This window comes from Rothia sp. HC945 (genome assembly GCF_051370785.1).
Classification (GTDB): Bacteria; Actinomycetota; Actinomycetes; order Actinomycetales; family Micrococcaceae; genus Rothia.
The window spans coordinates 137,163-163,491 of record NZ_JBFCSN010000002.1; the positions used below are offsets into that span (position 1 = coordinate 137,163).

Sequence of the window (26,329 nt, forward strand, 5' to 3'; positions counted from 1 at the left end):
CCGGGGCGGCGGCGCCGGTGCTTTCGAACGTAGGCTGGGATGCATGACTTCACCTCGTTCTCGTGAAACCGCACGCCCCACCTGGAATACCGACGCCGTGCCCCCGGAGACCCGGAAAGCGCCGACCACGCGCTCGATGCACGGACACGACGTCGTGGACGACTACGAGTGGCTTCGAGCCAAGGACGACCCCCAGGTGATCGAACACCTCGAGCGGGAGAACGCCTATGCCGAGGCCGTGACCTCGGGGCTCGGGACGCTGCGCTCCTCGATCTTCGGGGAGATCAGATCCCGAACCCAGGAGACCGATTTGTCGGTCCCCAACCGGCTCGGCGACTGGTGGTATTTCCGCAGAACCGTCGAGGGAAAGAATTACGCGAGTTTCTGCCGTGTCCCCGCCCTGAACACCGGTGATCTGCGCGCGGACTGGACCCCGCCCGAAGTTCCTGCGGACGCCGCCCTCGACGGCGAGGAGGTTCTCCTCGACTGCAACGAGCTGGCCGAAGGCCTCCCCTTCTTCGCGCTCGGGTCCTTCCACGTCACCGAGGACGGCCGGTTGCTGACGTACTCCGTCGATGATTCCGGCGACGAGCGCTTCGATCAGTACGTCAAGAACCTGACCACGGGCTCGCTCCTGCCCGACGTCGTGGAGGGGGTATTCGCCGGCGGCTTCCTCACGCCGAACGGGTCGCATCTGATCTACACCCTGGTGGACGACTCGTGGCGCCCCTACGAATTGCGCTCGCACCGGCTCGGCACGCCCGTGGGTCAGGACTTGGTCCTTCACCACGAGGAGGATGTCGCCTTGTGGCTGGGTACTGAGACGACCGCGGACGAGAAGCATCTGTGCATCGACGTCGGGTGCTCGGAGTACAACGAGACGCGACTCCTGGCTCTCGCCGACCTCGAGGCCGCCGGGTCGGGACGGGCACCCGTCGCCCACGTGGTCATCCCCCGAGACGAACGGGTTCTGTACTCGGCCGAACCGATCGATCTGAATGGTCGTTCCTATGTTCTGCTGTGCCATGACCATCAGGCGCCGAATGGCGAATTGACCGCTGTCGACTACGAATCCGCGCTCTCGGGCCTGTCGATGGACGAGTTGCGCTCGGCGTGGACCGTAGTGGTGCCGGCGTCGTCGACGCGACGACTCAATGGCTTCCATTTCAACCAGACCCACCTGGCCGCCAGCCTGCGTGAGGACGGGCTCGAGAAGGCCGGGTTCATCAGCCTGGACGCGATTCGGCAAACACTCGAGGGCGGCGACCTCCCCGAACCCGTGGAACCCTTCTCCGGCGAGGAGCTCTATACCGCCAAGATCACGGCGATGGCGTTGCGTTCGCCCGTCGTGGGTCTGGGCTACATCTCGTATGTGACGCCGTGGCGGCAGTACGACTACTTCCCCGGGTTGGACGAGCTCGAACTCCGTAAGCAGACCCCGGTTCTGGGCGGCTTCCGGAGCGAGGACTACGTCGCCCATCGCGAGTGGGCACACGCCCCCGACGGGACGATGGTTCCGCTCTCGGTGATCCACCGGGCCGACGCCGACCTGCAGACCCCTCACCCAGTGATCCAGTACGGATACGGATCCTACGAGGCCAGTTCGAATCCGGGGTTTTCGGTATCGCGTCTGAGCCTGCTCGACCGCGGTGTGGTCTACGTGGTGGCTCACGTGCGGGGTGGCGGCGAGCTCGGCCGCGACTGGTATCTGCAGGGCAAGAAATTGCAGAAAACCAATACGTTCACCGACTTCGTCGCGGTCACCGATCATGTGGCTGCGCAACCGTGGGCGGACGAGTCCCGCATCGCCGCCTATGGCGGTTCGGCGGGCGGCCTACTCATGGGCGCGATAGTCAATATGGCCCCTGAAAAGTACTGCGGTGTCCTGGCCGCGGTCCCGTTCGTTGACCCGGTGACCAGCATCAGCGATCCGGATCTGCCCCTGTCCGCTCTCGAGTGGGAGGAGTGGGGCAACCCGATCGAGGACAAGGAAGTCTACGAGTACATGACTTCCTACGCCCCTTACGAGAACGTCCGTCCGGTGGCTTACCCGCCCATTGCGGCGGTGACGAGCTTGAACGATACCCGGGTGCTCTACGTGGAACCCGCCAAGTGGGTCCCCAAGCTCCGAGAGTTCACCACTGGCACGGCCCCGATCCTGCTGCGCATCGAGATGGACGGCGGTCATGGTGGCGGATCCGGACGGTATCGACAGTGGGAGGACACGGCCTGGGAGTACGCCTTCCTGCTCAACTGTCTCGGTATCGACTCCTAGCCCCCCCCCGGGCGGGATCCGGTGGGCGGGTCTCTTGGGCGCACCGTGGCTGTCCCCGGACAAGGTTGCGTGGCACTACCCCGATGCGGAGCCGATCTCCCCCGTTCGGAGGCGGTTCAACCCCCTCCTGACGTGGGTTTTCGCCACCGCATCGGGTAACCGCCACGTGTCTCCACGAGCCCCAGGCCCCCTTGCGTCACGAGGTGGCAGTTGTGGGACCGAAAACGTCGGGATTCGTCCCAAAACCGCCACCTCGCCGGCGGAAATGCACATAATTGCCAACTCGACGGCTGTGGCTCTCCGGCGGGGGCTTGCCTCGACCCGGACAAAGACCGAGGGGCGCCCGATCGACCAGCTAGGCCACCGGGCGCCCCTCGGCTTTGCAGACAGCACGTTCTCAGCCTTCGACGCCGAGCTTTTCGAGGATCAGCTCACGCACGCGGGCGGCGTCGGCCTGGCCGCGGGTGGCCTTCATGACCTGGCCGACCACGGCACCGGCCGCCTGGACCTTGCCTCCGCGGATCTTCTCGGCGACGTCGGGCATGTTGGCCAAGGCGTCGTCGACCGCGCTCGAGAGCTCGCCTTCGTCGGAGACGACGGCGAGGCCGTGTTTCTCGACGACCTCCCCCGGGGTCCCTTCTCCATCTACCACGTGCTCGAGCACCTGGCGGGCGATCTTGTCGTTGATCTTCCCTTCCTGGATGAGCCCGTCCAGTTCGACGACGGTCTCGGGGCTCGCGCCCAGATCACCGGGATCGATCTCGCGGACCTTCGCCAGGCGCGAGATCTCCCCCATCCACCACTTCCTGGCGACCGACGCACTGGCGCCCGCGGCAATGGTTTCCTCGATCTCGGTCATCACACCGGCGTTGACGACGTCCCGGAATTCCTCGTCCGAGTAGCCCCAGTCGGCCTGGAGCCGACGACGACGTTCGGCGGGAGGTTCCGGAAGCTCGGCCCGCAACCGCTCGATCCACTCCGCGTTCGTCACGACCGGTACGAGGTCCGGTTCGGGGAAATAGCGGTAGTCGTCGGCGTCGGACTTGGGACGGCCGGAGGTCGTCTCCCTGGTGTCCTCGTGCCAGTGGCGGGTCTCCTGGACGATCTGCTCCCCTGCATCGAGAACCGCCGCGTGGCGGCAGATCTCGTAGCGCACCGCACGCTCGACGGCGCGCATCGAGTTCACGTTCTTGGTCTCGGTACGGGTGCCGAGGGTTTCGGATCCCTTGGGGCTCAGCGACACGTTGGCATCGCAGCGAACATTGCCGCGCTCCATGCGTGCGTCCGAGATACCCAGGTTCTTCACGATCTCTCGAATCGCCTTGACGTACGCCTTGGCCAGTTCCGGAGCCCTCTCCCCCGCGCCCCAGATCGGACGCGTCACAATCTCGATGAGAGGTACGCCCGAGCGGTTGTAGTCCACCAGGGAGTATTCGGCGCCCTGGATGCGGCCTGCGCCACCCTTGTGGCTCAGCTTGCCCGCGTCTTCCTCCATGTGCGCCCGCTCGATTTCGACCGTGAACTGCGTACCGTCCTCGAGCTCGATATCCACCGAACCGTTCTCGGCAATCGGTTCGTCGTACTGTGAGGTCTGGAAATTTTTGGGCGTATCGGGGTAGAAGTAGTTCTTCCTGGCGAAGTGGCTCACCGGCGCGATGTCGCAGCCGAGGGCCAGACCCAGTTTGATCGCCGACTCCACCGCTGTTCCGTTGACCTTGGGAAGTACTCCCGGAAGGCCCAGGGACACCGGGGTGATATTGGTATTCGGTTCGTCACCGAACGCATTCGGGGCGTCGTCGAACATCTTGGTCTTGGTATTCAGCTCGACGTGCACCTCGAAACCCAGTACGGGGTCGTACTTGGCCATTGCCTCGTCGAAGGACAAAATCTCGTCTGACATTTACTTGGCACTTCCTTGCGTCCGGGCGGCGATCAGGGACTCGGTCTCGGGCAACTGGTCGAGAAGGCCTCCGCCCCATTGCTGTTGGAGCGCGGCTTCCAGACCGGCGCCCACGCGATAAAGCCGCGCGTCCTCCTTGACCGGGGCCATGAACTGGACCCCGACGGGCAGTCCGTTTTCCGGAGCAAGCCCGGCTGGCACCGAAATGGCCGGGACGCCCGCGAGGTTGGTCGGGATCGTCGCGATGTCGTTGAGGTACATCGACACAGGGTCATCCGTCTTCTCACCGAGTTTGAACGCCGTGGTCGGCGACGTCGGCGACACGAGAACGTCCACCTGCTCGAAAGCATTCGTGAAGTCACGCTGCACCAGGGTCCTGACCTTCTGGGCGGAACCGTAGTAGGCGTCGTAGTACCCCGCGGACAGCGCGTAGGTACCCAGGATGATGCGCCGCTTCGCCTCAGGACCAAATCCTGCGGCGCGGGTCGCGGACATGACGCGCTCGATGGTTACGGGGCCTTCCGCGGGCAGCGTGCGCAAGCCGAAGCGAACGCCGTCGTACTTCGCGAGGTTGGAGGAAACTTCCGAGGCCATGATCAGGTAATACGCGCCCAGTGCATGGTCGAAGTGAGGCGTGGAAACCTCCACGATCTCCGCACCCGCGGCACGGAGAAGCTCCAAGGACTCCTGGAAACGTTGGGATACGCCGCTCTGGAAACCGTCACCCGTCAGTTCCTTGACGACGCCGACCCTCAGCCCCTTGAGGCCTCCCTCGGAGGCGCCCTTCTCGGCCTCGGCCAGGTACGGTCCCACGGGTTCGTTGATCGAGGTCGAATCGCGCGCGTCGTACCCGCCGATGACTTCGTGAAGCGCGGCCGCATCCCGAACAGTCCGGGTCACCGGGCCGACCTGGTCCAAGGACGACGCCATGGCGATCACGCCGTACCGAGAAACGGATCCATAGGTGGGCTTGACTCCCACCGAGCCGGTCACGGATGCCGGCTGACGGATGGACCCGCCCGTGTCAGTGCCCAGGGCCAGCGGAGCCTGGAAGGCGCTCACTGCGGCAGCGGACCCGCCACCGGAACCACCCGGGATGCGGTCGAGGTCCCACGGGTTCCGCGTGCATCCGAATGCCGAGTGCTCGGTCGAGGAACCCATGGCAAATTCATCCAGGTTGGTCTTTCCCAGGATGGGCAACCGGGCTTCACGGATCTTCTGGACGACGGTCGCATCGTAGGGACTCATCCATCCTTCGAGCATCCGGGAAGCGGCCGTGGTGGGCTGCCCGGTGGTGACGATGAGGTCCTTGACGGCGATCGGGACACCGGCCAGCGGAGGCAACTGATTTCCAGCGGCGCGGTCAGCATCCACCTGCTTCGCATCATCCAATGCCTGCTCCGCATTCACGTGCAGGAACGCGTTCAGGCCGGTCTTGCCGCGCGACCGGTCCTCGGCGTCGACGGCGGTGCCCTCGGTGGTCTCGATACGATCCAGGTGGGCCTGGGTCAGCTGCTCCGAGGTGAAGTCGCCGTTGCGCAGGCCTTCGGCGGCCTCGGATGCGCTGAGTGTGATCAGTGCGTTCTGATTCGTGGTCATGATCGCGCCCTCCTAGTCTTCGTCCAGGATGGCCGGGACCTTGAACTGACCGTCCTCGGCATCGGGCGCGTTGTTCAGCGCTTCATCGTTGGTCAGGGTTTCTCCCACGACATCCTCCCGGAAGGCGTTGGACAGCGGAAGCGGATGCGATGTGGGTGGGACGTCGTCAATCGGCGCTGCCGATACCGATTGCACCGCTCCGACGATCCCGTCGAGCTCCGAGGACATCGATTCCAGCTCGGTCTCGTCCATCTCGATGTGAGCCAAGGCCGCTAAGTGTGCGACCTGGTCACGCGTAATGGCAGTCATGAATTCTCCTGCTCCGTTGGCGGTGTCTCTTCCCTGCGCGACTCCTGGGGCGGGAACGCGCGGGTCCCGTACCAGTCTAGTCATGGCCGAGAACGGGTTAAAACAATCGTGCCCCGCCCTGTGGACAGGGCGGGGCACGATCTCAAGAAGTGTACGGACTCACCGCAGTGAGTTGTACAGGCCTCACTTACGCGGCCGGGATCTCCAGGGTCTGGCCCGGGAAGATCAGGTCCGGGTTGGTCACGACGGAGCCGTTGGCCTGAACCAGGGCATCCACGGACACGCCGTACTGATCGGCGATCGACTTCAAGGTGTCGCCAACGGACACGGTGTGAGTTGCAGCGGAGGACTGAACCGGGGCAGCAACCTGCTCCTGGGCGGGAGCCTCGTAGGTCTGCTGCTCGGGAACCTGCTGAGCCTCGGGCTGAGCCTGCTCAACGGGAGCCTGCTCAACAGGGGCCTGCTCAACGGGAGCCTGCTCGGGCTGAGCCTGCTCAACGGGAGCCTGCTCGGGCTGGGCCTGCTCGGCCGGGGCCTGGAACTCCTGGACATCCTGGGACTGAGCCTGGACGTCCTGCTGCGGCTGAGCCTGCTGCTGATCGGAACCGGAGTCCCCACCGGCACCCTGAGCGGAGCAGTTCGGCCATGCGCCGGGACCCTGCTCAGCCAGAACCTTCTCGGCAACCTGGATCTGCTGATCCTTGGAAGCGCTCTGGGGGTCACCCTGGCCGCCGAAGGCTGCCCAGGTGCTCGGGGTGAACTGCAGGCCACCGGAGAAGCCGTTACCGGTCGAAGTCGACCAGTCTCCGCCGGACTCGCACTGTGCGACGGCGTCCCAGTCGAGGCTATCGGCATTTGCGGGAGCGGTAGCCAGCGCACCGGCGGCGGCGCCACCGATCACGAGGGCGGCTGCACCGCGGCGGGCATTGCGTCGGAAAGTGGAAGTATTGTTCACGATGCTCCTCAGGCCACCTACGCTCCGTCCATCCCTGGACTTCCTCGCGCCGTCGTCTACCTATAGATGTCTTAGGTCAAGTTTCAGGTGTCTGCCCTTTAGACGACGTCCGGTGTTACGGCAGCACCCAGCATTGTTCAGGAGGGGTTCTCGCAAGTCTGCGTGAACCCAGGAGTCACCTCTCGGCGACGAACTGTTTATAACGATACAGTAACGATTTTGGAGTTTGCAACCAATTTCTCGATGGAAGCGAAACTTTTTTGGTTGGTGCCCTACCCGGCAACCAGCCAGGTCCGTAGGCACGCGTGCCAGCCTATGAGCCGGCCAGAGGCGATGCAACCCTCCCCGACATGTTCCGCGTCACAAGCATGTGACTATTCCGTGACCGTTTCGTGACCGTCTTCCGCGCCATCATCACGATCCAGCGCCGTCGGCCCCTCCTGGAGAAGAATTTTGAAGTCTTCACCCTTGAGCACCGTCACGCCCAAATTTTCCGCCTTGTCCAGCTTTGAGCCGGCGTTCTCGCCCGCAACCAGATAGTCTGTGTTCTTCGACACAGATCCGGAGGCCTTGCCTCCGCGTTGCAGAATCGCTTCCTTCGCGGAGTCGCGGGTGAACTCTTCCAGAGTGCCGGTCACGACGATCGTGACCCCTTCGAGAACGCGGGGAACGGATTCGTCCCGCTCATCCTCCATCCGGACACCGGCCGCGGCCCACCGGTCGACGATCTCGCGGTGCCACTCCTCCGAAAACCATTCCTTGACCGCTCGCGCGATGGTCGGCCCGACACCGTCCGTGTCGGCCAGTCTCTCTTCATCGGCGTCGCGGATCGCCTGCATCGATCCGAATTCGGTGGCCAATGCCCGGGACGCCGTCGGCCCCACGTGCCGAATAGAGAGGGCGACCAGGACTCGCCACAACGGTTGGGACTTGGCTTCCTCGATCTGGTCGAACATTCTGCGCGTGTTCGCAGAAGGTGCCGAAGGCTTGTTCGCCGTCCCTCGCGTGTAGAAGTAGGGGACCAATTCCGTCTCCCCCGTGGGTGCCCCCTTCTTCCTGACCTCGCGTTCAATACGCACGTCCGCCAGGTCCTCAGGTACGAGATCAAACAAACCAGCAATGCTCGTCAGCGGCGGGGTCTCGGGTTCGACCGGCTGAGTCAGGGCCCTTGCGGCTTCCTCCCCCAGGGCATCGATGTCAAACGCCCCGCGTCCCGCGGTATGGAACAGCGTCTGCCAGAGCTGGGCGGGGCATGACCGGGCGTTGGGGCAACGGATGTCGACGTCGCCCTCCTTGGCCGGAGCCAACTCGGTCCCGCAGGAAGGGCAGTGGGTCGGCATGTCGAACTCACGTTCCGAACCGTCTCGCAGGGCGACCACTGGTCCCACGATCTCCGGAATCACATCTCCCGCTTTGCGCAGGACCACCGTGTCACCGATCAGCACGCCCTTGGCCCGCACCACGTCCTGGTTGTGCAACGTCGCCATCTCGACGGTCGAGCCGGCGACCTTGACCGGGTCCATCAGGCCGTAGGGGGTCACACGCCCGGTCCGGCCGACGCTGACCCGAATGTCCTCGAGCTTGGTATTGACCTCTTCCGGCGGATACTTGTATGCCACCGACCACCGAGGAACCCGTGACGTGTGGCCGAGAAGCTGCTGTGTGCGGAAGTCGTTGACCTTGATCACGATCCCGTCGATTTCGTGGACCAGATCGTGCCGGTGCTCGCCGTAGTCGGCGATGAATTCGAGGATTTCCTCGCCGCCGGACAGAAGTTTGGTGTACGGGCTGACGGGAAGCCCCCACGACTTCAGGAGATCGTAGGTCTCCGCCTGCGACTGCGCGGACAGCCCCTCGCGAGCACCGATGCCGTGGACGAACATCGAGAGCTTGCGCCGGGCCGTCACTTGGGGATCCTTTTGACGGAGCGATCCCGCCGCCGCGTTCCTCGGATTCGCGAAGGGGGCCTTGCCGTCGGCGACGAGGGCCTCGTTGAGCTCCTTGAAGTCCGCGGAAGCGATGAACACTTCGCCACGGACCTCGATCTCCTCGGGATGCCCCGTGCCCTCGAGGGTTTGTGGCACCGAGTCGATGGTCGCGACGTTGTGTGAGACGTCTTCCCCGGTGGTCCCGTCCCCTCGGGTTGCCGCCCGGGTCAATCGACCGTTCCGGTAGAGCAGGTTGATCGCGAGCCCATCGATTTTGAGCTCGGTCAGCCATGCATTCTCGTGGCCGGGCCTCACTTCCTGAATGGACTCTTCGGCCCTGTCGAGCCACGCCTTGAGCTCGTCGATCGAGAACACGTCTTCGAGAGAGTACATCCGCTCCAGGTGCTGGACCGGCGCGAAGGCCTCGGAAGGTTCACCGCCGACCTCCTGCGTCGGTGAGTCGTTCGCCTTGAGTTGCGGATGCTCGGCCTCGATCCGTTCGAGATCCCGGTAGAGCGCGTCGTACTCCGCGTCCGAGATCGTCGGAGAATCCTCGACGTAATAGGAGACGCGTGCGTCCCTGACCCGCTGGGTCAGTTGGGCATACCGTTCCTTGAGATCCTCGGCCGGGACCTCGCGGTGGCTCTCCTCGGTGGCCTGCTGTGCTCGTTGTTCTTCAGCGCTACTCACGGAAGACCATTGTTCCGCACAATCCGCGTTTTGGCTCCCTTTGCTTCTTCTTCGCCCTCGCCGTCGGCGGATGCGCCGATCCGCTGACTTCTTGGATGGCTGCCGATCGTCCGCCGCCCCAGGACACCGGAGGTCGGGGTCTGCGCGGGGCGGGGCGGGGCGGGATCAAGGTAACTCGCCGCATCCTGAGAAGCCAGGTATCTCACGGAGGCCCGGATGCCGCCGGTGGGCGGCGGTTACCCGATTCGGAGGCGCTTAGCCTGCTACGCGAGACCCCACCCGTGCCTTGGCCTCCCCTTATTAGGTGGCGGTTACCCGATTCCGAGCCGATTGCCCTCGTTAGGTGGCGGTTAGAACCCCACCCAAGGCGGGAAAACACCTCACCATCGGGCAACCGCCTCCCAACACGGTTCCGCTAGGGCACGACGTCGTCGGGTAACCAGCACTCGATCGGCCAACCACCACTCAACACGACTTGCGACGCCGACTACGTCCTCCCGACCCTGGCCAGGCGCCCATGAGGTGACAATCCCGCGCGACATCCAGGACGAGGTGGCAACTGTGAGCAAGACTCAGCACGACGTGGCAGTACCGAGCGGTTCCAGCGGCGAAAATCGCTCAATACTGCCATCTCGCAGGCAGATGGCGCTCGAAACTGCCGCCTCGGCACCCAGCCCGGACGCCCAGCCCGGGCACGCACCCAGCCCGGACGCCCAGCCCGGCACCCAACGCCAGCCCCAGCGCCGGCGCGAGTGGGAAAGACCTACCGGTCTTCGTCGTCGGCGCCGGGTAGCTTCTCGTTCGTGGCCAATGGGCCGTCCGGGCGGTCGCCGGTCTTCTCGGGATCGCTGAGGTCGTTGGCGTGCCAGTTGTCCAGGTCGATCACGCCGTCATCGCTCTCGGCACGGTCCACGCCGTCCGTGTCGCCGTCGCACCCGTGGTTCTGACAGGAACCGGCCTGCACGGCGTCGGCGACGATGACCGAGATGTTGTCCCGCCCGCCCGCGCGGATCGCCGCCGCCTGGAGAACAGCCGAAGCGTCCTTGGGGTGGACGACGGTCGACAGGACCCTGGCCATGTATTCATTGGACAGCTCTCCGGAAAGGCCGTCCGAGCACATCATCAGACGATCGCCCGGTTTCGCAGGGATGACCCAGAAATCGGGTTCCCAGTAATTGCCCGTTCCCAAGGCGCGCGTAATCACGTTGCGCCTCGGGTGGGTGAGGGCCTCGAGGGCCGTGATCTGCCCCGTGTCGACCAGGTACTGGACCTCGGAGTGGTCCACCGTGATCTGTTCGAGGCTCACGCCTTCGATGGGCGTCTGCGAGACGGAGGTCGGCGTGTCGCTGATGGGTTCGTCGGTGTCCCGCCGGAGTCGATACGTGCGCGAGTCCCCGACGTTGAAGATGATCCACATATTCTGGCCACCGATCTTGACGAGCCAGGCTCCCGTGAGCGTTGTGCCTGCGCGCATGGCGGCTGCCGACTTGATGCTCTCGTCCGCCTCGCCGATCACGCCCTTGATGTCGTTGAGGATCTCCATGATCTTCGCGTTGAGGTTCGACGTGGCCCGACGACGCCGCTTGAACAGTCCCTTCGAATCCTCCGCATGGACCTCCGCGGGTTCGACCTCGAAGGACAACGTACGAAAGAGCTCGGCTTCGGCCAGGGTATTGACGCACATAGCGCTGGCCACCTCACCGGCCTCGTGCCCACCCATACCGTCGGCCACGGCACACAGATTGCCAATGGACACCAAGGAGTCTTCGTTGTTGGAACGATGACTGCCCTTGTTGGTCGTGGCCCCAACGCACGTTGCGAGGTCGAGCGATTCGGTCATTCGAAGTCAATCTCCAATTCGGTTCCCACGCCCGGAGCGAGCGACACGGGGCGGACGTCTCCGAAGCCGCGAACGTTGCGCACCCCCTGGGGATTCATCACGAAACGTTCGTCGCCCTCGAGCACGTTGGCGGTAGATGCATCGGTCATGACCGAACCAGGTTCCGCGAGCGCGACGAGACGCGATGCGAGATTGACGGTCGGACCGTATACGTCCCCCAGCCTAGGCAGAATCCGCCCCCAGACAAAAGCAACGCGCGCCTCCGGGAGATTCGGATCCTCACGGATGATCTGCGACAGCGTCAGAGAGATACGGGCGCCGGCTTCCGGAGATTCGGTCATGAACAGGACTTCGTCCCCGACAGTCTTAATGATGCGGCCGCCCCCGACCGCCACGACCTCCGCGCAACGCTGCTCGAAGTGCTGGACCAGGCTAGCGAGTGTCTTCTCGCTCATCTGACGGGACAGGGATGTGAAGGACACGAGGTCCGCAAAACCGATGCCGCGGACGAGCGGGAGCGATCGGTAGTCGGTGACGGCGTCGTCGTTGCCGACCACGGGCTTCTCCGCCTTCAGGGCCAAGCGCACGACGGCGGCATTGAGCTGCCGCCGATAGCCGTAGCGCATGAGGTCCTCGAGTTCGTTCAGCAGCTCCGGGAGCACGTTGAGCAGTTCGCGCCGAGCCTCGGCGTCGCTCATGCCCTGGTGGGCGACCATGTCCTCGACCAGGGCCTCGACCTGCCACGCGACCATGCGGTCCATCATCTGGCCCACGGAGCGCACGATCGAGAGGATGCCGTCCTCGGTCACATGCCCGCTGCGAACCATGGCCGACACGGTGCCGAGGGCCTCGGAATCCGAGCCGGTGAAGTAGACGTCCTCGTCCTTGAGATTCGGCATCCCCAGCGCCCGCCAAATCTTCCGGGCGGACAGGAGCGAGACGTCGCCCCCGCGGGCGGCCTCGCGGCGAGTCATGGAGCGGTTCTCCCCCAGGAGGGCGCGCTCAAGGGCACCGACGGCGGCCTTGGCGTCGTCGGACTTGTACAGGTTGAACTGAGCCGGGTTCTGGAGGTTGAGCTGACTCGTTTGAGGTCCTGTATAGACCGGATTGCCTTCGGGTTCCTCCTGCGGCACTAGCGTGCTCCACCTTCCTTGACTCATGGCTGGCTGCGGGCTCGCTGGCGCAGAGCGCGCTCGACTGTCCCCGAGGTTTCACACCTCGTTCTCATGCTACAGATCACAGGGCCGTTCCCGGTAGTATTCCCCGGAGACTCAGGGTCAACGCAGAGCGTTTACTCGGCGCAGGTGGGCCCGATAGCACAGGTCCGAGAATCGCCCCGGATCCTTCTGGCAGGTCAGCTCGAAGGTCTGGCCCCTGGCCGATATCCGGATCGTGCCGCAACCGGTCAGGCGAGCCCCACCCTTGGGCCCGACGACCCCGGCGACGTACTCGAGGGGAATCGACACCGGCCCGCCCCCACCGACGCCGCGGAACACGACAATACGCCGGTTGGTCAGTGCGTACCCGGTCGTGGCCCATTTGATGAACCGCACGACGACGTACACGAGCGCGGCCACCAGAATGATCGGCCCGACCGCGGTCCAGCCCGAATGCCCAGCCGTCACCACCTGGAGAAAGTTCGTCGCGAAGATCGCGATCAGAAGCACGATGGCCGGTCTCAGGAGTTTGAGGGCGTGAGCCCGGTTGCACGTAATGACGTGCTCACCCGGGTCGAGGGAATCACGGAATTTCACGCGATCCCCGTTCCGGCGACGTCGGCCCAGGACCCGTTTTCCGGCCTGAGATGGACCACGTCGCCGACCGCGACGGTTCTGTCCGTTCCGTCGTCGCAGCGGACGAGGAGGGAACCGTCCTCGTCGATGTCGTGAGCGAGACCCGTGAAGTCCGGGGCAGGATCCATCATCTGGACGAGGACTCGACGGCCCAGGGTGTCCAGTTCCTCACGGAGCTCGGCCACGAGGGAAGGCTTCGCGCCGCGGGGCAGCGCCGGGTCACCGCCGGTCGCACAAAATTCCTGGACCGAGGCACGGAACTCGCGGATGACCCTGATCAGGATCTCGGTCCGGTCCACGTCGCCCCCGAGCTCGGCGCGCAACGACGTCGCGGTCTCGACTGGGAGCAGGTCGGCATCGATGTTGGCGTTGATTCCGATGCCAACAACGACGTCGAGTGTCTCCGGCCCGATGGGGACCACGCGAGCGAGGATCCCGGCAACCTTGCGACCGTTGATCAACAGGTCGTTCGGCCATTTGATGTCCACGGGGAGCCCGGTCGTCTGCCGGATCGCCGTGCGTGCCGCCAGGGCCAGCAACGGTGTGACCCAGTGCAGGGAATCATTTGGCAACGGCTGCTCGCCCGCGTGCGATCGCACGGCGAAGGAGACCACGGCCGAACTGTATTTGGGCGCGGTCCACACTCGATCCCTCCGGCCCTTGCCGGAGACCTGGTGTTCTGTGAGGAGGGCCGCGAGGTGGGAGACGTCTTCGGAACGGGTCAGTCGATGCGCCAGTTCGTCGTTGGTGGATCCGATCTCGTCCACGAGCTCGACGGGGGCGCCGATGAGCCGGTAGTCCTGCCCGGGACCCGGCAACAGCCGCTCGGCGTCCAGGGGCTTCGCGCTCCTCGTGGTCATACAGCGATGCTCTCTCTCGATCGGCGTCCGGTACGCCACCTGCGGTGACGTGTTGTGAGCTAGTTTAGAGGCGGAAAGCCAACTCCGCTCGGAAGGAACACCATGGCCCACTTCGTCGTCCACTATTCGTACGGCCCGGCAGACCAGCAGGCCGCCCATCGAGGCCAACACCGCGAATACCTCGGGAGCCTGTTGGACCAGGGCCATCTGTTGGCGTCCGGCCCGTATACCGACGATGGCGCCGAGGGTGCCCTGCTGATCTTCTCCGCCGAGACCGCCGACGACGTCGAGTCTCTGCTGGCCAAGGACCCCATGGTCGTCCACGGCGTCGTGACCGCGCACGAAGTTCGTGCGTGGAATCCGGTCCTCGGGTCGGTAGGGTAGACCGGGACATACCCCGTCCCCAGGTTCGTCGGCACGGCGCCACGGACCGCCCGTCGCCCTTTGTTACTTTGGGTCGACAGGCAGACAGCGCAATTCCAGCCGGGACTCGCATGCTTCCGCACCGGGACCCCGGACTCGTACAGAGGACAAGATGACCGAAGATCTCTCCCGCCAGGACTCCGACCACGCGCAGAACGAGTCGGGCCCGGATCTCACCACGACTGCCGGCAAGATCGCAGACTTCTACGAGCGCCGCGAGGCCTCGTGGATGCCCACCGGCCCGGGGCCCGTGGAACGGCAGCATGCTCGCGGCAAATCCACCGCGCGCGAACGCATCGAGATGTTCCTGGACGAAGACTCCTTCGTGGAATTCGACGCCCTGGCCACGCACCGCACGACCGCCTTCGGCATGGACCAGAAGAGGCCGCTCGGTGACGGCCTGGTCTCCGGCTACGGCACGGTGGACGGACGGCTCGTGGCCGTCTACGCCCAGGACTTCACGGTCTATGGCGGGTCACTCTCCCAGGTCAATGGGGAGAAGATCGTCAAGGTCCAGAAGTTTGCGCTGCGCAACGGCTGCCCCGTCATCGGCATCAACGACGGCGGCGGCGCCCGCATTCAGGAGGGTGTGGCATCGCTGGCGATGTTCGCGGACATCTTCCGGATGAATGTTCGCGCGTCCGGCGTCATCCCCCAGATCTCGGTGATCATGGGCCCGTGCGCCGGCGGCGCCGCCTACTCCCCCGCCCTCACGGACTACGTGATCATGGTGGACAAGTCCTCCCACATGTTCATCACCGGACCGGACGTCATCAAGACCGTGACCGGCGAAGAGGTCGACATGGAGACCCTCGGCGGGGCGAACTCGCACAATTCGGTCACCGGAACCTCTCACTACCTCGCGGAGGACGAAGAGGACGCCTTTGATTTCCTGCGGGAACTCCTCGAATTCCTTCCGTCCAACAATCTTCAGGACGGTCCCCTCGTCGAGCACGACCAGGATCCGGAGATCACGGTCGACGACCTCGACCTCGACGGCCTGATTCCCGATTCGGCCAACCAGCCCTACGACATGCGGGCGGTGATCGAGTCCGTGGTCGACGACGACCACTTCCTCGAGATGCAGGCCCTGTACGCTCCCAACGTCATGACGGGCTACGGACGGGTCGAAGGCCGAACGGTCGGCATCATCGCAAACCAGCCGATGCAGTTCGCCGGAACCCTGGACATCGCCGCCTCCGAGAAGGCCGCGCGGTTCGTGCGCCACTGCGATGCCTTCAACATCCCGATCCTGACGTTCGTGGACGTCCCCGGGTTCCTCCCGGGCACCGAGCAGGAGTTCAACGGCATCATCCGCCGTGGCGCCAAGCTGATCTTCGCTTACGCGGAGGCCACCGTCCCGGTCGTCACCGTGATCACGCGCAAGGCGTACGGTGGGGCGTACATCGTGATGGGGTCGAAGAAGCTCGGCGCGGACATCAACCTCGCCTGGCCCACGGCCCAGATCGGCGTCATGGGTGCACAGGGCGCGGTCAATATTCTGTACCGTCGCGATCTCAAGACGGCCGAGGAAAACGGCGAGGACGTCGAGGCGTTGCGTTCCGAGCTGATCCAGAAGTACGAGGAAGAGTTGCTCAACCCGTATCAGGCGGCCGAGCGCGGCTACATCGACGCGGTCATCCCGCCGTCGGAGACCCGCGTCAACATCATCAAGTCCCTCCGTGCCCTGCACGACAAGAGAGCCGCGCTGCCCGCCAAGAAGCACGGCAACATCCCGCTCTAGGGGAAGGAATCATGGCTGTGCAGAACGAAGCATCCACGCCCGAAGAGCCTATGTTCTCGGTGGTCAAGGGGTCCCCGACCGAAGAAGAGATCGCCGCGCTGACCGTGGCCGTGCTCCAGTCACGGCAACGACAGCCCGAGCCGAGATCGAGGCAGACGAACGGGCCGCTGTCCGACGTCGGCCGCCTGTTGTCACGACGCCAGCGCATCGGTGCGAGCCTCCCTCCCGGCCCGGGTTCCTGGCGCCGCGCCAAACCGAGGTAAGCCCCGCGCTCCACGAAAGCCCTCACCGACCCGTGCGGCCGGTGGGGGCTTTTCCATTTTCCCGCCCCTGTGATCCCTGTCATCACGGTCTAGGATGGTGCCATGACGAATGAGTTGCCCGAATCCTTGCGTCTCGATCGGCGGACCAGCGACGTCGACCGCCTGGCCGACCGCTATTACGACTCCCTCATGGACCTGGATCCGGCCGCGGCCACGATAGAAGGCATCCCGGGCCGCGAGACCGAGTACGGGGACCTCTCCCCCGAGGGCGCGCTCGAACATGTGCGACTCGCCCGCCGAACGCTGGCCGAGGCCGAGGGGCTCAGACCACAGGACGACGTCGACCGGGTGACCCTGGACGCGTTGCGCGAGAGCCTCGGGCTCGTCGTCGAGATGCATGAGGCGGGCCTGGGCGACTGGGAGCTGAACAACATCGAGACCCCGGCGCACGCCGTCCGTCAGGTCTTCGATCTCATGCCGCAAGCCACCCCGCAGGATTGGGCACACATCGTCGGACGCATGGAGAACGTTCGCCGAGCCCTCCAGGGTTTCCGCGACACACTGGCGGATGCCGCGCGTCAGGGCCGGGTCGCCGCAGCCCGGCAGGTCGGCATCCTGGCCGACCAGCTCGCAGCCTACGCCGAACCCGGTGGATTCTTCGATGGCCTGGCCGCCGACGCCGCCGCATCCGATCCGACCCTGGACGCGAAGGGGCGAGCCTCCGCAGAAAAGGCCCGCGCGGCCCACGCCGAACTGGCCGAATACCTCCGGGACGAACTTCTCCCCCAGGCCCCCGAACGGGACGCCGTCGGCCGCGAGCGCTACCGTCTCCGCTCTCGGGAGTTCCTCGGCGCGACGATCGACCTGGACGAAACCTACGCCTGGGGAATCGACGAGCTGGACCGGATCATCGACGAGCAACAGGAGGCCGCCCGTCGGATCAGCCCGGGCGCCACGATCGCGGAGGCCAAGGAACTGCTGAACCGGGACCCCTCGCGCAGGATCGAGGGCAAGGACGCTCTTCGAGAATGGATGCAGGACCTCTCGGACCGGGCGGTCGAAGGCCTCTCGCGGGAACACTTTGTGATCGATGGGCCCATGCGCCGGCTCGAATGCATGATCGCCCCGACCCAGGAGGGCGGCATCTATTACACGGGCCCCTCTGCGGACTTCTCGAGGCCGGGTCGCATGTGGTGGTCGGTCACGGAGGGGGAGCGGGAGTTCACCACGTGGAGCGAGACCTCGACGGTCTATCACGAGGGCGTGCCCGGTCATCATCTCCAGTTCTCCACGTCGACCGCGATGGCCGAGTCCATCAACAAGTGGAGAGCCCACGGCCTCTGGTATTCAGGGCACGGAGAAGGGTGGGCGCTCTACGCCGAACGCCTTATGGCCGGACTCGGATACCTGGACGATCCGGGTGACATGATGGGCATGCTCGACGGGCAGCGGATGCGTGCCGCACGGGTCGTCTTCGACATCGGCGTCCACTGCGAACTGCCGATCCCCGGCCGGTGGGCCGAGGAACTCAGCGTCGAGCCGGGCCCGTGGACCCCCGAGATCGGGTACGAATTCCTGAAGCAGAACCTCGATATCCCCCAGGGGCAGTTGGACTTCGAGTTCAACCGTTACCTCGGGTGGTACGGTCAGGCTCCGTCGTACAAGGTCGGCCAGCGCATCTGGGAGCAGTTGCGCGATGAGGCGCTGGCTCGGGGTGAGAGCATCAAGGATTTCCACACCAGGGCCCTGAAGGTCGGTTCGGTGGGTCTCGACACTCTCCGTCGCGCTGTGTCACGGTGAGGCCTGCCCTTGGCGATGATCTAGGCCACAGGACACATTTATTCCCGTAATATTTCTTCTCAGTCCTTTTCTGTGTTATTGCTCGACGCCTTAGGGTTGAGGTCATGTCTACTCGCCCTTCCGCCACGACGCCGGATACTCCCGCATCTGCACCCCCTCCCCGCACTCGCCGGCTCCCCTCCTGGATGACCAACTTCGGTCTCCAGATCCTCATGGGCCTGGTCCTCGGCGTGGCCCTCGGATTCTTGGCCCTCGCCCTCGGCGGGGACGCGGAGAAGAACCCCAACTGGCTCATGACCACCCTGGACACGATCGGTTCGAGCTACGTTTCCCTGCTCAAGGCCGCGGTCGTTCCGCTCGTGGTCACGGCGGTGATCTCCTCGATCGCGAATCTGAGCCAGGTCACGAACGCTGCACGGCTGGCTTGGAAGACGATTCTCTGGTTCGCCGGGACGGCGCTGATCGCCGTCGTCATCGGCATCCTGCTGGGTGCGATCTTCCGCCCCGGCGCCAACACCGGCATGTCCGCACCGGATGCCTATTCGGGCACCACGGGATCGTGGCTGTCCTTCGTCACCAGCATCATTCCGGCCAATTTCCTGGGCCTCACCGTGAGCACCGAGGAGGCGGACGGCGATCTGACCTCGTCCCCAACCTTCAATGTCCTCCAGATCCTGGTCATTTCCGGAGCCATCGGCATCGCTGCCCTCAAGGTCGGCAAGGCCGCCGAGCCCTTCCTCGCGTTCATCCGCTCTGCCCTGGCCATCATCCAGAAGGTCCTGTGGTGGATCATCCGCCTGGCCCCGCTCGGAACCCTCGGCCTGATCGGGACCGCCGTCTTCACGTACGGCTGGACCACGATGGGCTCGCTCGCCAAGTTCGTGATCCTTCTCTACGTGGGGCTCGCGATCGTCGGATTCGTGGTCTACCCCGTTCTGGCGCGAACCCAGGGCTTGTCCGTCAAACAGTTCTTCTCAGGCGTCTGGCCCGCCGCACAGATCGGCTTCGTCTCCCGGTCATCCATCGGGACCATGCCCGTGACCCAGCGGGTCGCGGAACGCAACTTCGGTGTCCCACAGGCCTTCGCATCCTTCGCGGTCCCATTCGGGGCCACGACCAAGATGGACGGATGCGCGGCGGTGTACCCGGCGCTGGCGGCGACTTTCGTGGCGCAGTTCTACGGGATCGACCTGAGCATCGCGCAGTACGTGCTCATCATCGTCGTCTCCGTCCTGGGGTCTGCGGCTACTGCCGGAACCACGGGCGCGACCGTCATGCTGACCCTGACGCTGTCGACGCTGGGCCTCCCGCTCGACGGCGTCGGCCTGCTTCTTGCCATCGATCCCATCATCGACATGGGGCGCACCGCGCTGAACGTTTCCGGTCAGGCGCTGATCCCGGCCATCATTTCGAAGAGGGAGGGAATTCTGGACGAGGACCTGTACAACGCCAAGCGGTCCAGTGACTGGTTCGAATCCGACCTCTCGGCCGAGGAATTCGCCGGGGCCGACGAGGAGGTCAGTCCGGAGCGACAGGTTTCGGGAGCCGGCGTCGGCTGACCCGTGGGCAACGGTCCGATCCCAATGACTGCGGGGCGGGAGGGGTGACCCTCTCGCCCCGCAGTCGTTAGTATTGTGTATGTCACGTTTTTTTGGACGTCGAAGGAGACACCATGACGGTCTATGCACAGCCCGGGACACCCGATTCGCCCACCGCGTTCCGTTCCCGCTACGAGAATTTCATCGGAGGATCCTGGGTCCCGCCGACCAAGGGTCAATATTTCGAGAACAAATCACCGGTCACGGGTGAGGTCTTCACCGAGGTCGCACGCAGCACCGCGGAAGACGTCGACCTGGCCATCGACGCCGCATGGAAGGCCTTCGACAGCTGGGGCAAGACTTCCCCGACCGAGCGAGCGGCCGTTCTTCTGAAGCTCGCCGACGCCATGGAAGCGAACCTCGAACGCATCTCCGTCGCGGAGACCTGGGACAACGGCAAGCCCGTCCGCGAGTGCCTGGCCGCCGACATCCCCTTGGCCGTGGACCACTTCCGGTACTTCGCCTCGGCCGTCCGCACTCAGGAAGGCCGCCTCTCGCAGCTCGACGAGAACACCACGGCGTACCACTTCCACGAGCCGCTCGGCGTCGTCGGCCAGATCATTCCGTGGAACTTCCCGATTCTGATGGCCACGTGGAAGATCGCCCCCGCCCTGGCCGCGGGGAACACGGTCGTTCTGAAACCGGCCGAGCAAACCCCGGCCTCGATTCTCCTGGTCGCCGAAATCTTCCAGGACATCCTGCCGGACGGCGTACTCAACATCGTCAACGGTTTCGGCGAGGAAGCCGGCGCTGCGCTGTCCGGGTCCGACCGGATTCGCAAGATCGCTTTCACGGGTGAGACCACCACCGGATCGGTAATCGCCAAGGCCGCCGCGGACAACATCATCCCATCAACCCTTGAGCTCGGCGGAAAGTCCCCCAACATCTTCTTCGAGGACGTTGCATCCCAGGACGATTCCTTCTATCAGAAGGCTCTCGAAGGATTCGTGTCCTTCGCCCTGAACCAGGGCGAGGTCTGCACCTGCCCCTCGCGTGCCCTCGTTCAGGAATCCATCGCGGACCAGTTCGTCGCCGACGGCCTCGAACGCGCCCGCAAGATCAAGCAGGGAAATCCGCTGGACACCGAAACCATGGTCGGTGCCCAGGCCTCAAAGCAGCAGTTCGACAAGATCTCCGGGTACCTGGAGAAGGGCCCGCAAGAGGGCGCCGAAGTACTCTTGGGAGGCCAGTCACTCGAGCTCGACGGGAACCTGAAGGGCGGCTACTACATCCAGCCGACCGTGTTCCGCGGAGACAATTCGATGTGCGTCTTCCAGGAAGAGATCTTCGGGCCCGTGCTCGGCGTGACCACCTTCAAGGATTACGACGACGCGATCCGGATCGCCAACGACACCGCCTACGGTCTCGGGGCCGGCGTCTGGACCCGCGGCCAGAACACGGCCTACCGGGCCGGTCGCGCGATCCAGGCGGGACGCGTGTGGGTCAACAACTACCACTCGTATCCGGCCCACGCCGCGTTCGGTGGCTACAAGAAATCCGGGTACGGCCGAGAGAATCACTTGATGATGCTCGACCACTATCAGCAGACCAAGAATCTGCTGGTCTCCTACTCCGAGGAGCCGACCGGACTCTTCTGATTCCACGCCCCTCCTGACGATCGGGGTGCACACCGCTGGCCTAGACTGGGTCACGTGTGCACTCCGAAGTCATTCGAACAGACCCCTCCGTCGAACGCGGCCGCGTCCCCCGGCGCCGTGCCCGACCTCGATCTCGTCCTGGCCTCCCAGTCCCCCGCTCGGGCTTCGGTCCTCAACGCCTCGGGAATCCGGTTCCGGACCATCGTCTCCGGGGTCGACGAAGACGCGGCCTTGTCCGCCGCCGAAGCCGACCAGGGTGGGCCATTGGCTCCTGACCACACGGCACTGGTCCTGGCCCGGGCCAAGGCGGAAGCCGTCGCGGCATTGCCCGAGACCCGCGGAAGTTTCGTTCTGGGATGCGATTCCGTGTTCGAGTTCGAGGGCGAACCCTACGGAAAGCCGCACGAGCCCGACGTCGCCATCTCCCGCATTCGAAGAATGAGCGGCTCCACCGGAATCCTGCACACCGGGCACTGGTTGGTCGATCGGTCGGATACGGAACACACCGGCCACAAGCCTTCGGGGGCCGGCCGGATTCGGTCCGCCGAAGTGACCTTCGACGTCATGAGCAATGAGGAGATCACCGCATACGTGGCCACGGGAGAGCCCCTGGAAGTCGCGGGTTCGTTCACGATCGAAGGCTACGGTGCGGCATTCATCGCAGGGATTCGGGGAGAGTCCCATACGGTACTGGGACTGAGCGTCAATGCATTGAAAGATCTGCTCGAAGAACGTGGCCGGCGCATAGCAGAATTGTGGAGGCCGAATACTTAGGCAAATGGCGTTTTTGCTACTAAGCTCACGGGAGGATTATAAGGAGTGGATGAGTGACCAGCACTGAGTCAGAGCAGAAGAACAGAGCGGATTCCCGTTACACCAGCGGTCCGGTCGGCAAGGTGCTGATCGCCAACCGTGGTGAAATCGCGGTTCGTGTGATCCGTGCGGCCGCGGACGAAGGCCTGCAGACCGTGGCCGTCTATGCGGACCCGGATCGCGATGCGCTCCATGTGAAGCTCGCGGACGAAGCCTTCTCCCTGGGAGGTTCGACCGCCGCCGACTCCTACCTCGTGATCGACAAAATCCTGGATGCGGCCCGACGTTCGGGCGCCGACTCCATCCACCCCGGGTACGGATTCCTTTCGGAGAATGCGGAATTCGCCCACGCCGTCCAGGAAGCCGGCCTCACATGGATCGGTCCCTCCCCCGCTGCTATCACCGAACTCGGCGACAAGGTTGCCGCACGCCATATCGCCGAAAAGGTCGGCGCTCCCCTGGTTCCTGGTACCAAGGATCCCGTCGCCAACGCGCAGGAGGTCCTGGACTTCGCTGATCAGCACGGTCTCCCCATCGCGATCAAGGCAGCCTTCGGAGGCGGCGGACGCGGCATCAAAGTCGCCCGCGAACGCGAGGACATCCCAGAGATGTTCGAATCGGCCGTTCGCGAGGCCACGGCCGCCTTCGGGCGCGGCGAGTGCTTCATCGAACGATTCCTGGATGCACCCCGCCACGTGGAGACCCAGTGCATCGCGGACGCGCACGGCAACGTCGTCGTCGTTTCGACCCGCGACTGCTCATTGCAACGCCGCAACCAGAAGCTGGTCGAAGAGGCACCGGCCCCGTTCCTCTCGGACCAGCAGCTCGAACGGCTCTACGAATCTTCCAAGGACATTCTCCGCGAGGCCGAGTACCAGGGCGCAGGCACGTGCGAGTTCCTGGTCGGCCAGGACGGCGTAATCAGCTTCCTCGAGGTCAACACCAGGCTCCAAGTCGAGCACCCGGTCTCCGAAGAGGTCTCCGGACTGGACCTCGTCCGGGAGCAGTTCCGGGTCGCTCGCGGTGAGGAACTGGGCTACGGCGATCCCGAATTGCGCGGCCACTCCTTCGAGTTCCGTATCAACGGTGAGGATCCGGGCCGCAACTTCATGCCGTCCCCGGGGACAGTCGAGACGCTGACGGTCCCCTCCGGCCCCGGTGTCCGCTGGGATTCGGGCGTCGTCGGCGGCGACGTCATCGGCGGCAATTTCGACTCCATGCTGGCCAAGCTCATCGTGTCGGGCAATTCCCGCCAGCAGGCGCTCGAACGCTCACGGCGCGCCCTGGCCGAATTGCAGATCACCGGCATGCCGACCGCGACCACGTTCCATCGTGTCGTGGTCTCCGACCCGGCCTTTGCCCCCGAAGGCGACGAACCGTTCTCGGTGCACACCCGTTGGATCGAAACCGAATTCAACAACAGCATCGAGCCCTACGGCGGCAACCCGGGCTCCATCGACAGCGAGGACGACGATCGTCAGAAGGTCGTCGTCGAGGTCAATGGCAAGAGGCTCGAGGTGCTGATCCCGAACGTGGGCGGCGCCGCGTCGTCGTCCTCCAAGTCCTCGAAGACGCGACAGCGCAAGAACCGGTCCGGTTCGGCCACGTCGGCGACGAGCGGTGACGACCTGACATCGCCGATGCAGGGAACCATCGTCAAGACGGCGGTCAAGGACGGGAGCAAGGTCAGCGAAGGCGACCTGGTCGTGGTCCTCGAAGCCATGAAGATGGAGCAACCGTTGACGGCCCACAAGTCGGGCAAGGTCACCGGGCTCAAGGCCAAACCGGGCGACACAGTCACGGCCGGCTCCGTGATCGCAACGATCAAGTAGTCTCTCGGGTTCGCAGACACCTGCGCGGGCGGCGTCGTTTCGTACGACGCCGCCCGCCGTGTCTCCGGGCCGGTCACGGACCGGCCTGAGGCGGCGCCCGGCCGTGTGACGCGGCGCGTCGCCCGGTACACGACGGCGGCGCGGATGCCCTGGTCGGGCGGGCCTCGTTCGGCGGGCCTGGTTCGGCGGCCCGGCGCGATGGCGTCGCGGTTACCCGGAGGGGTCCCTCCTGCCATGCCCAAATTGGGTGGTGGTTACCCGATTCGGTGGCGCTCACCGCCGTTAGGTGGAGGTTAAAACCCCGCCTAACGGCGGAAAACTCCTCCCCTTCGGGCAACCCCCCACCCAACAACATCACCCCAGACAACGACGACGTCGCCCCCCCCCCACGAGAAGGCAACCCCGTGCACCCGCGGCCCGCGGCCCGCGGCCCGCGACCCGCACCCCACCGCCAGGTGGCACTCTCGTGCAATTGTGGCCGCCGCAACCCCACAACAACGCCACTACGCGGAACGAAGCCCTCACGTCTTCTCAATATTTGGAACGTTTGTCCACCATGTAGATGCCGACTTTATGGTGAGAAGACGATCACGCACCATGGCGGCCGTGCGAGCCGTCGTTCACAACATGAGGAGCCTCGATGTCACTTCCTGACACGTCCGTTCCGACCGGTTCTTCTCCGGCCGAAGCCCCGCCCGTGGAACAGCGAGTGCCGAAACACCGCATCATCACGGCCTCCCTCGTCGGCACGACCATCGAGTTCTACGATTTTTACGTCTACGCGACCGCCGCCGTTGCCGTCTTCCCGGCGTTGTTCTTCACGGGCCAGGACGATACGACCAAGCTTCTGGCGTCGATGGCCACATTTGCCGCAGCGTTCTTCGGGCGACCTTTGGGTTCGGTGGTCTTCGGCCACTTCGGTGACCGGATCGGCCGCAAGGCGACTCTGATCGGCGCCTTGCTGACCATGGGGGTGGCGACCTTTCTGATCGGGCTGCTGCCCACCTATCACCAGATCTCCTTCTGGGCCCCGGCGCTGCTCACGATCCTCCGTTTCGCTCAAGGTATGGGCCTTGGCGGTGAGTGGTCCGGTGCGGCCCTGCTCGCCTCCGAGTACTCCAAGCCCGGCAAGAGAGCGCGTGCCGCAATGTGGCCCCAGCTGGGAGCCCCCATCGGCTTCATCTTGGCCAACGGTTTCGTGCTCCTCCTGACCACGTGGATGAACTTCGACTCCACCAAGGATGCGGCCGCGACTGACTCGCCTTTCCTGATCTGGGGATGGCGCGTCCCGTTCCTCTTCTCCGTGCTGATGGTTGCCTTGGGACTGTACGTGCGCGTCCGGCTCGAGGAAACCCCGGTGTTCAAGCAGGCGGTCCAGAAGGGCGAAAAGGTCAAGACTCCCCTGGTGGACGCTTTCCGCACGGCGTGGAAGCCGATGCTTCTCGGAACCTTCATCATGCTGTCCTGCTACGTGCTGTTCTACCTGATGACAGCCTGGATCCTGTCCTATGGCATCGGCAAACCGTCCAAGGGCGCAGGCCTGGGCATCCCGTATCACACGTTCCTGCAGGTTCAGCTCGTCTCGGTACTGTTCTTCGCGGCCTTCGTTCCGGTCTCCGGTTGGCTCGCGGATCGCTTCGGACGGCGCCGTCAGCAACTCGTGACCAACGTACTGATCCTCGCGTTCGGTCTCAGCTTCGGTCTGTTCATGGCCCCGTCGACCATCGGTACCGGGACAGGCGCCAACATCCCCGGCCTGATCATTTTCATCTCGATCGGCATGGCCATCATGGGCCTGTCCTTCGGGTCGATGTCCGCGTTCCTGCCCGAGCTGTTCCCCACCAACGTTCGGTACACGGGCTCCGGAATCGCTTACAACGTCGCATCGATCCTGGGTGCGGCCATCACCCCGTACATCGCGGTGTCCCTCAACGCCTGGGGCGGGGTCAGCGCCGTGGGCTGGTACCTGGCGGGTGCGGCGGTCATCACGATGATCGCTCTGCTCATCTCCCGGGAAACCAGGGACGTCGATCTCGCCTCGATCAGCTCCGACGCCTCCTAGACGCGGCCCCCGGCCTCACCGCACAAAGACGCCGCCGCGCCCACCTT

General features: G+C 64.7%; 19 protein-coding genes. 10 read left to right on the forward strand and 9 right to left on the reverse strand.

What is annotated here, in order from left to right; translation table 11 throughout:
* Positions 1 to 43: 43 nt before the first annotated feature.
* Positions 44 to 2,275 carry a S9 family peptidase gene (locus tag AB0Y14_RS09200; protein ID WP_436588966.1) on the forward strand — a complete coding sequence of 744 codons (2,232 nt, stop codon included), beginning with the start codon at positions 44 to 46 and terminating at the stop codon, positions 2,273 to 2,275.
* Between the two features lie 397 nt (positions 2,276 to 2,672).
* Here AB0Y14_RS09200 and gatB read toward each other — a convergent pair whose 3' ends face one another.
* The 9 genes from gatB to AB0Y14_RS09245 all read right to left on the reverse strand — a co-directional run bounded on the left by gatB (position 2,673) and on the right by AB0Y14_RS09245 (position 14,149).
* Positions 2,673 to 4,175: an Asp-tRNA(Asn)/Glu-tRNA(Gln) amidotransferase subunit GatB gene (gatB, locus tag AB0Y14_RS09205; protein ID WP_436588967.1), complete on the reverse strand. Its 1,503-nt coding sequence runs from the start codon at positions 4,173 to 4,175 to the stop codon at positions 2,673 to 2,675.
* On the reverse strand, positions 4,176 to 5,774 hold the full coding sequence (gatA, locus tag AB0Y14_RS09210) for an Asp-tRNA(Asn)/Glu-tRNA(Gln) amidotransferase subunit GatA (protein ID WP_436588968.1): 1,599 nt from the start codon (positions 5,772 to 5,774) through the stop codon (positions 4,176 to 4,178).
* A gap of 12 nt (positions 5,775 to 5,786) precedes the next feature.
* The gene (gatC, locus tag AB0Y14_RS09215) at positions 5,787 to 6,083 is read right to left on the reverse strand and encodes an Asp-tRNA(Asn)/Glu-tRNA(Gln) amidotransferase subunit GatC (RefSeq protein ID WP_129315755.1); all 297 of its coding nucleotides are present in this window, start codon (positions 6,081 to 6,083) and stop codon (positions 5,787 to 5,789) included.
* A 187-nt stretch (positions 6,084 to 6,270) separates the two neighbouring features.
* Complete coding sequence (locus AB0Y14_RS09220) at positions 6,271 to 7,038, reverse strand: transglycosylase family protein (RefSeq protein WP_436588969.1); 768 nt, start codon at positions 7,036 to 7,038, stop codon at positions 6,271 to 6,273.
* Between the two features lie 374 nt (positions 7,039 to 7,412).
* Complete coding sequence (gene ligA / locus AB0Y14_RS09225) at positions 7,413 to 9,656, reverse strand: NAD-dependent DNA ligase LigA (RefSeq protein ID WP_436588970.1); 2,244 nt, start codon at positions 9,654 to 9,656, stop codon at positions 7,413 to 7,415.
* Between the two features lie 763 nt (positions 9,657 to 10,419).
* Positions 10,420 to 11,496, reverse strand: a complete 1,077-nt coding sequence (locus AB0Y14_RS09230; RefSeq protein WP_436588971.1) for a PP2C family protein-serine/threonine phosphatase — start codon at positions 11,494 to 11,496, stop codon at positions 10,420 to 10,422.
* Positions 11,493 to 12,629: an adenylate/guanylate cyclase domain-containing protein gene (locus tag AB0Y14_RS09235; protein WP_436588972.1), complete on the reverse strand. Its 1,137-nt coding sequence runs from the start codon at positions 12,627 to 12,629 to the stop codon at positions 11,493 to 11,495. The genes AB0Y14_RS09230 and AB0Y14_RS09235 overlap by 4 nt, the downstream gene beginning before the upstream one ends.
* 144 nt (positions 12,630 to 12,773) lie before the next feature.
* Positions 12,774 to 13,250, reverse strand: a complete 477-nt coding sequence (locus AB0Y14_RS09240) for a hypothetical protein (protein ID WP_436588973.1) — start codon at positions 13,248 to 13,250, stop codon at positions 12,774 to 12,776.
* Positions 13,247 to 14,149: a biotin--[acetyl-CoA-carboxylase] ligase gene (locus AB0Y14_RS09245; RefSeq protein WP_436588974.1), complete on the reverse strand. Its 903-nt coding sequence runs from the start codon at positions 14,147 to 14,149 to the stop codon at positions 13,247 to 13,249. Before AB0Y14_RS09245 ends, AB0Y14_RS09240 begins: the two co-directional genes overlap by 4 nt.
* Before the next feature lie 102 nt (positions 14,150 to 14,251).
* Between AB0Y14_RS09245 and AB0Y14_RS09250 the strand changes: the two genes are divergently transcribed.
* The 9 genes from AB0Y14_RS09250 (at position 14,252) to AB0Y14_RS09290 (ending at position 26,282) form a co-directional block, all read left to right on the forward strand.
* Positions 14,252 to 14,533 (forward strand): YciI family protein, encoded by a 282-nt coding sequence (locus AB0Y14_RS09250; RefSeq protein ID WP_436588975.1) that lies wholly within the window; start codon positions 14,252 to 14,254, stop codon positions 14,531 to 14,533.
* Between the two features lie 151 nt (positions 14,534 to 14,684).
* The gene (locus tag AB0Y14_RS09255) at positions 14,685 to 16,316 is read left to right on the forward strand and encodes an acyl-CoA carboxylase subunit beta (RefSeq protein WP_436588976.1); all 1,632 of its coding nucleotides are present in this window, start codon (positions 14,685 to 14,687) and stop codon (positions 16,314 to 16,316) included.
* An 11-nt stretch (positions 16,317 to 16,327) separates the two neighbouring features.
* Complete coding sequence (locus AB0Y14_RS09260) at positions 16,328 to 16,579, forward strand: acyl-CoA carboxylase subunit epsilon (RefSeq protein WP_436588977.1); 252 nt, start codon at positions 16,328 to 16,330, stop codon at positions 16,577 to 16,579.
* A gap of 102 nt (positions 16,580 to 16,681) precedes the next feature.
* Positions 16,682 to 18,379 (forward strand): DUF885 domain-containing protein, encoded by a 1,698-nt coding sequence (locus AB0Y14_RS09265; RefSeq protein ID WP_436588978.1) that lies wholly within the window; start codon positions 16,682 to 16,684, stop codon positions 18,377 to 18,379.
* 104 nt (positions 18,380 to 18,483) lie between these two features.
* Positions 18,484 to 19,938: a dicarboxylate/amino acid:cation symporter gene (locus AB0Y14_RS09270; protein WP_436588979.1), complete on the forward strand. Its 1,455-nt coding sequence runs from the start codon at positions 18,484 to 18,486 to the stop codon at positions 19,936 to 19,938.
* Positions 19,939 to 20,051: 113 nt separating this feature from the next.
* Positions 20,052 to 21,575, forward strand: a complete 1,524-nt coding sequence (gene exaC / locus AB0Y14_RS09275; RefSeq protein ID WP_436588980.1) for an acetaldehyde dehydrogenase ExaC — start codon at positions 20,052 to 20,054, stop codon at positions 21,573 to 21,575.
* A 117-nt stretch (positions 21,576 to 21,692) separates the two neighbouring features.
* Positions 21,693 to 22,349 (forward strand): Maf family protein, encoded by a 657-nt coding sequence (locus tag AB0Y14_RS09280; RefSeq protein WP_436589119.1) that lies wholly within the window; start codon positions 21,693 to 21,695, stop codon positions 22,347 to 22,349.
* A gap of 53 nt (positions 22,350 to 22,402) precedes the next feature.
* Positions 22,403 to 24,220 carry an acetyl/propionyl/methylcrotonyl-CoA carboxylase subunit alpha gene (locus AB0Y14_RS09285; RefSeq protein ID WP_436588981.1) on the forward strand — a complete coding sequence of 606 codons (1,818 nt, stop codon included), beginning with the start codon at positions 22,403 to 22,405 and terminating at the stop codon, positions 24,218 to 24,220.
* A 640-nt stretch (positions 24,221 to 24,860) separates the two neighbouring features.
* Positions 24,861 to 26,282: an MFS transporter gene (locus AB0Y14_RS09290; RefSeq protein WP_436588982.1), complete on the forward strand. Its 1,422-nt coding sequence runs from the start codon at positions 24,861 to 24,863 to the stop codon at positions 26,280 to 26,282.
* The last annotated feature ends 47 nt before the right edge of the window (positions 26,283 to 26,329 follow it).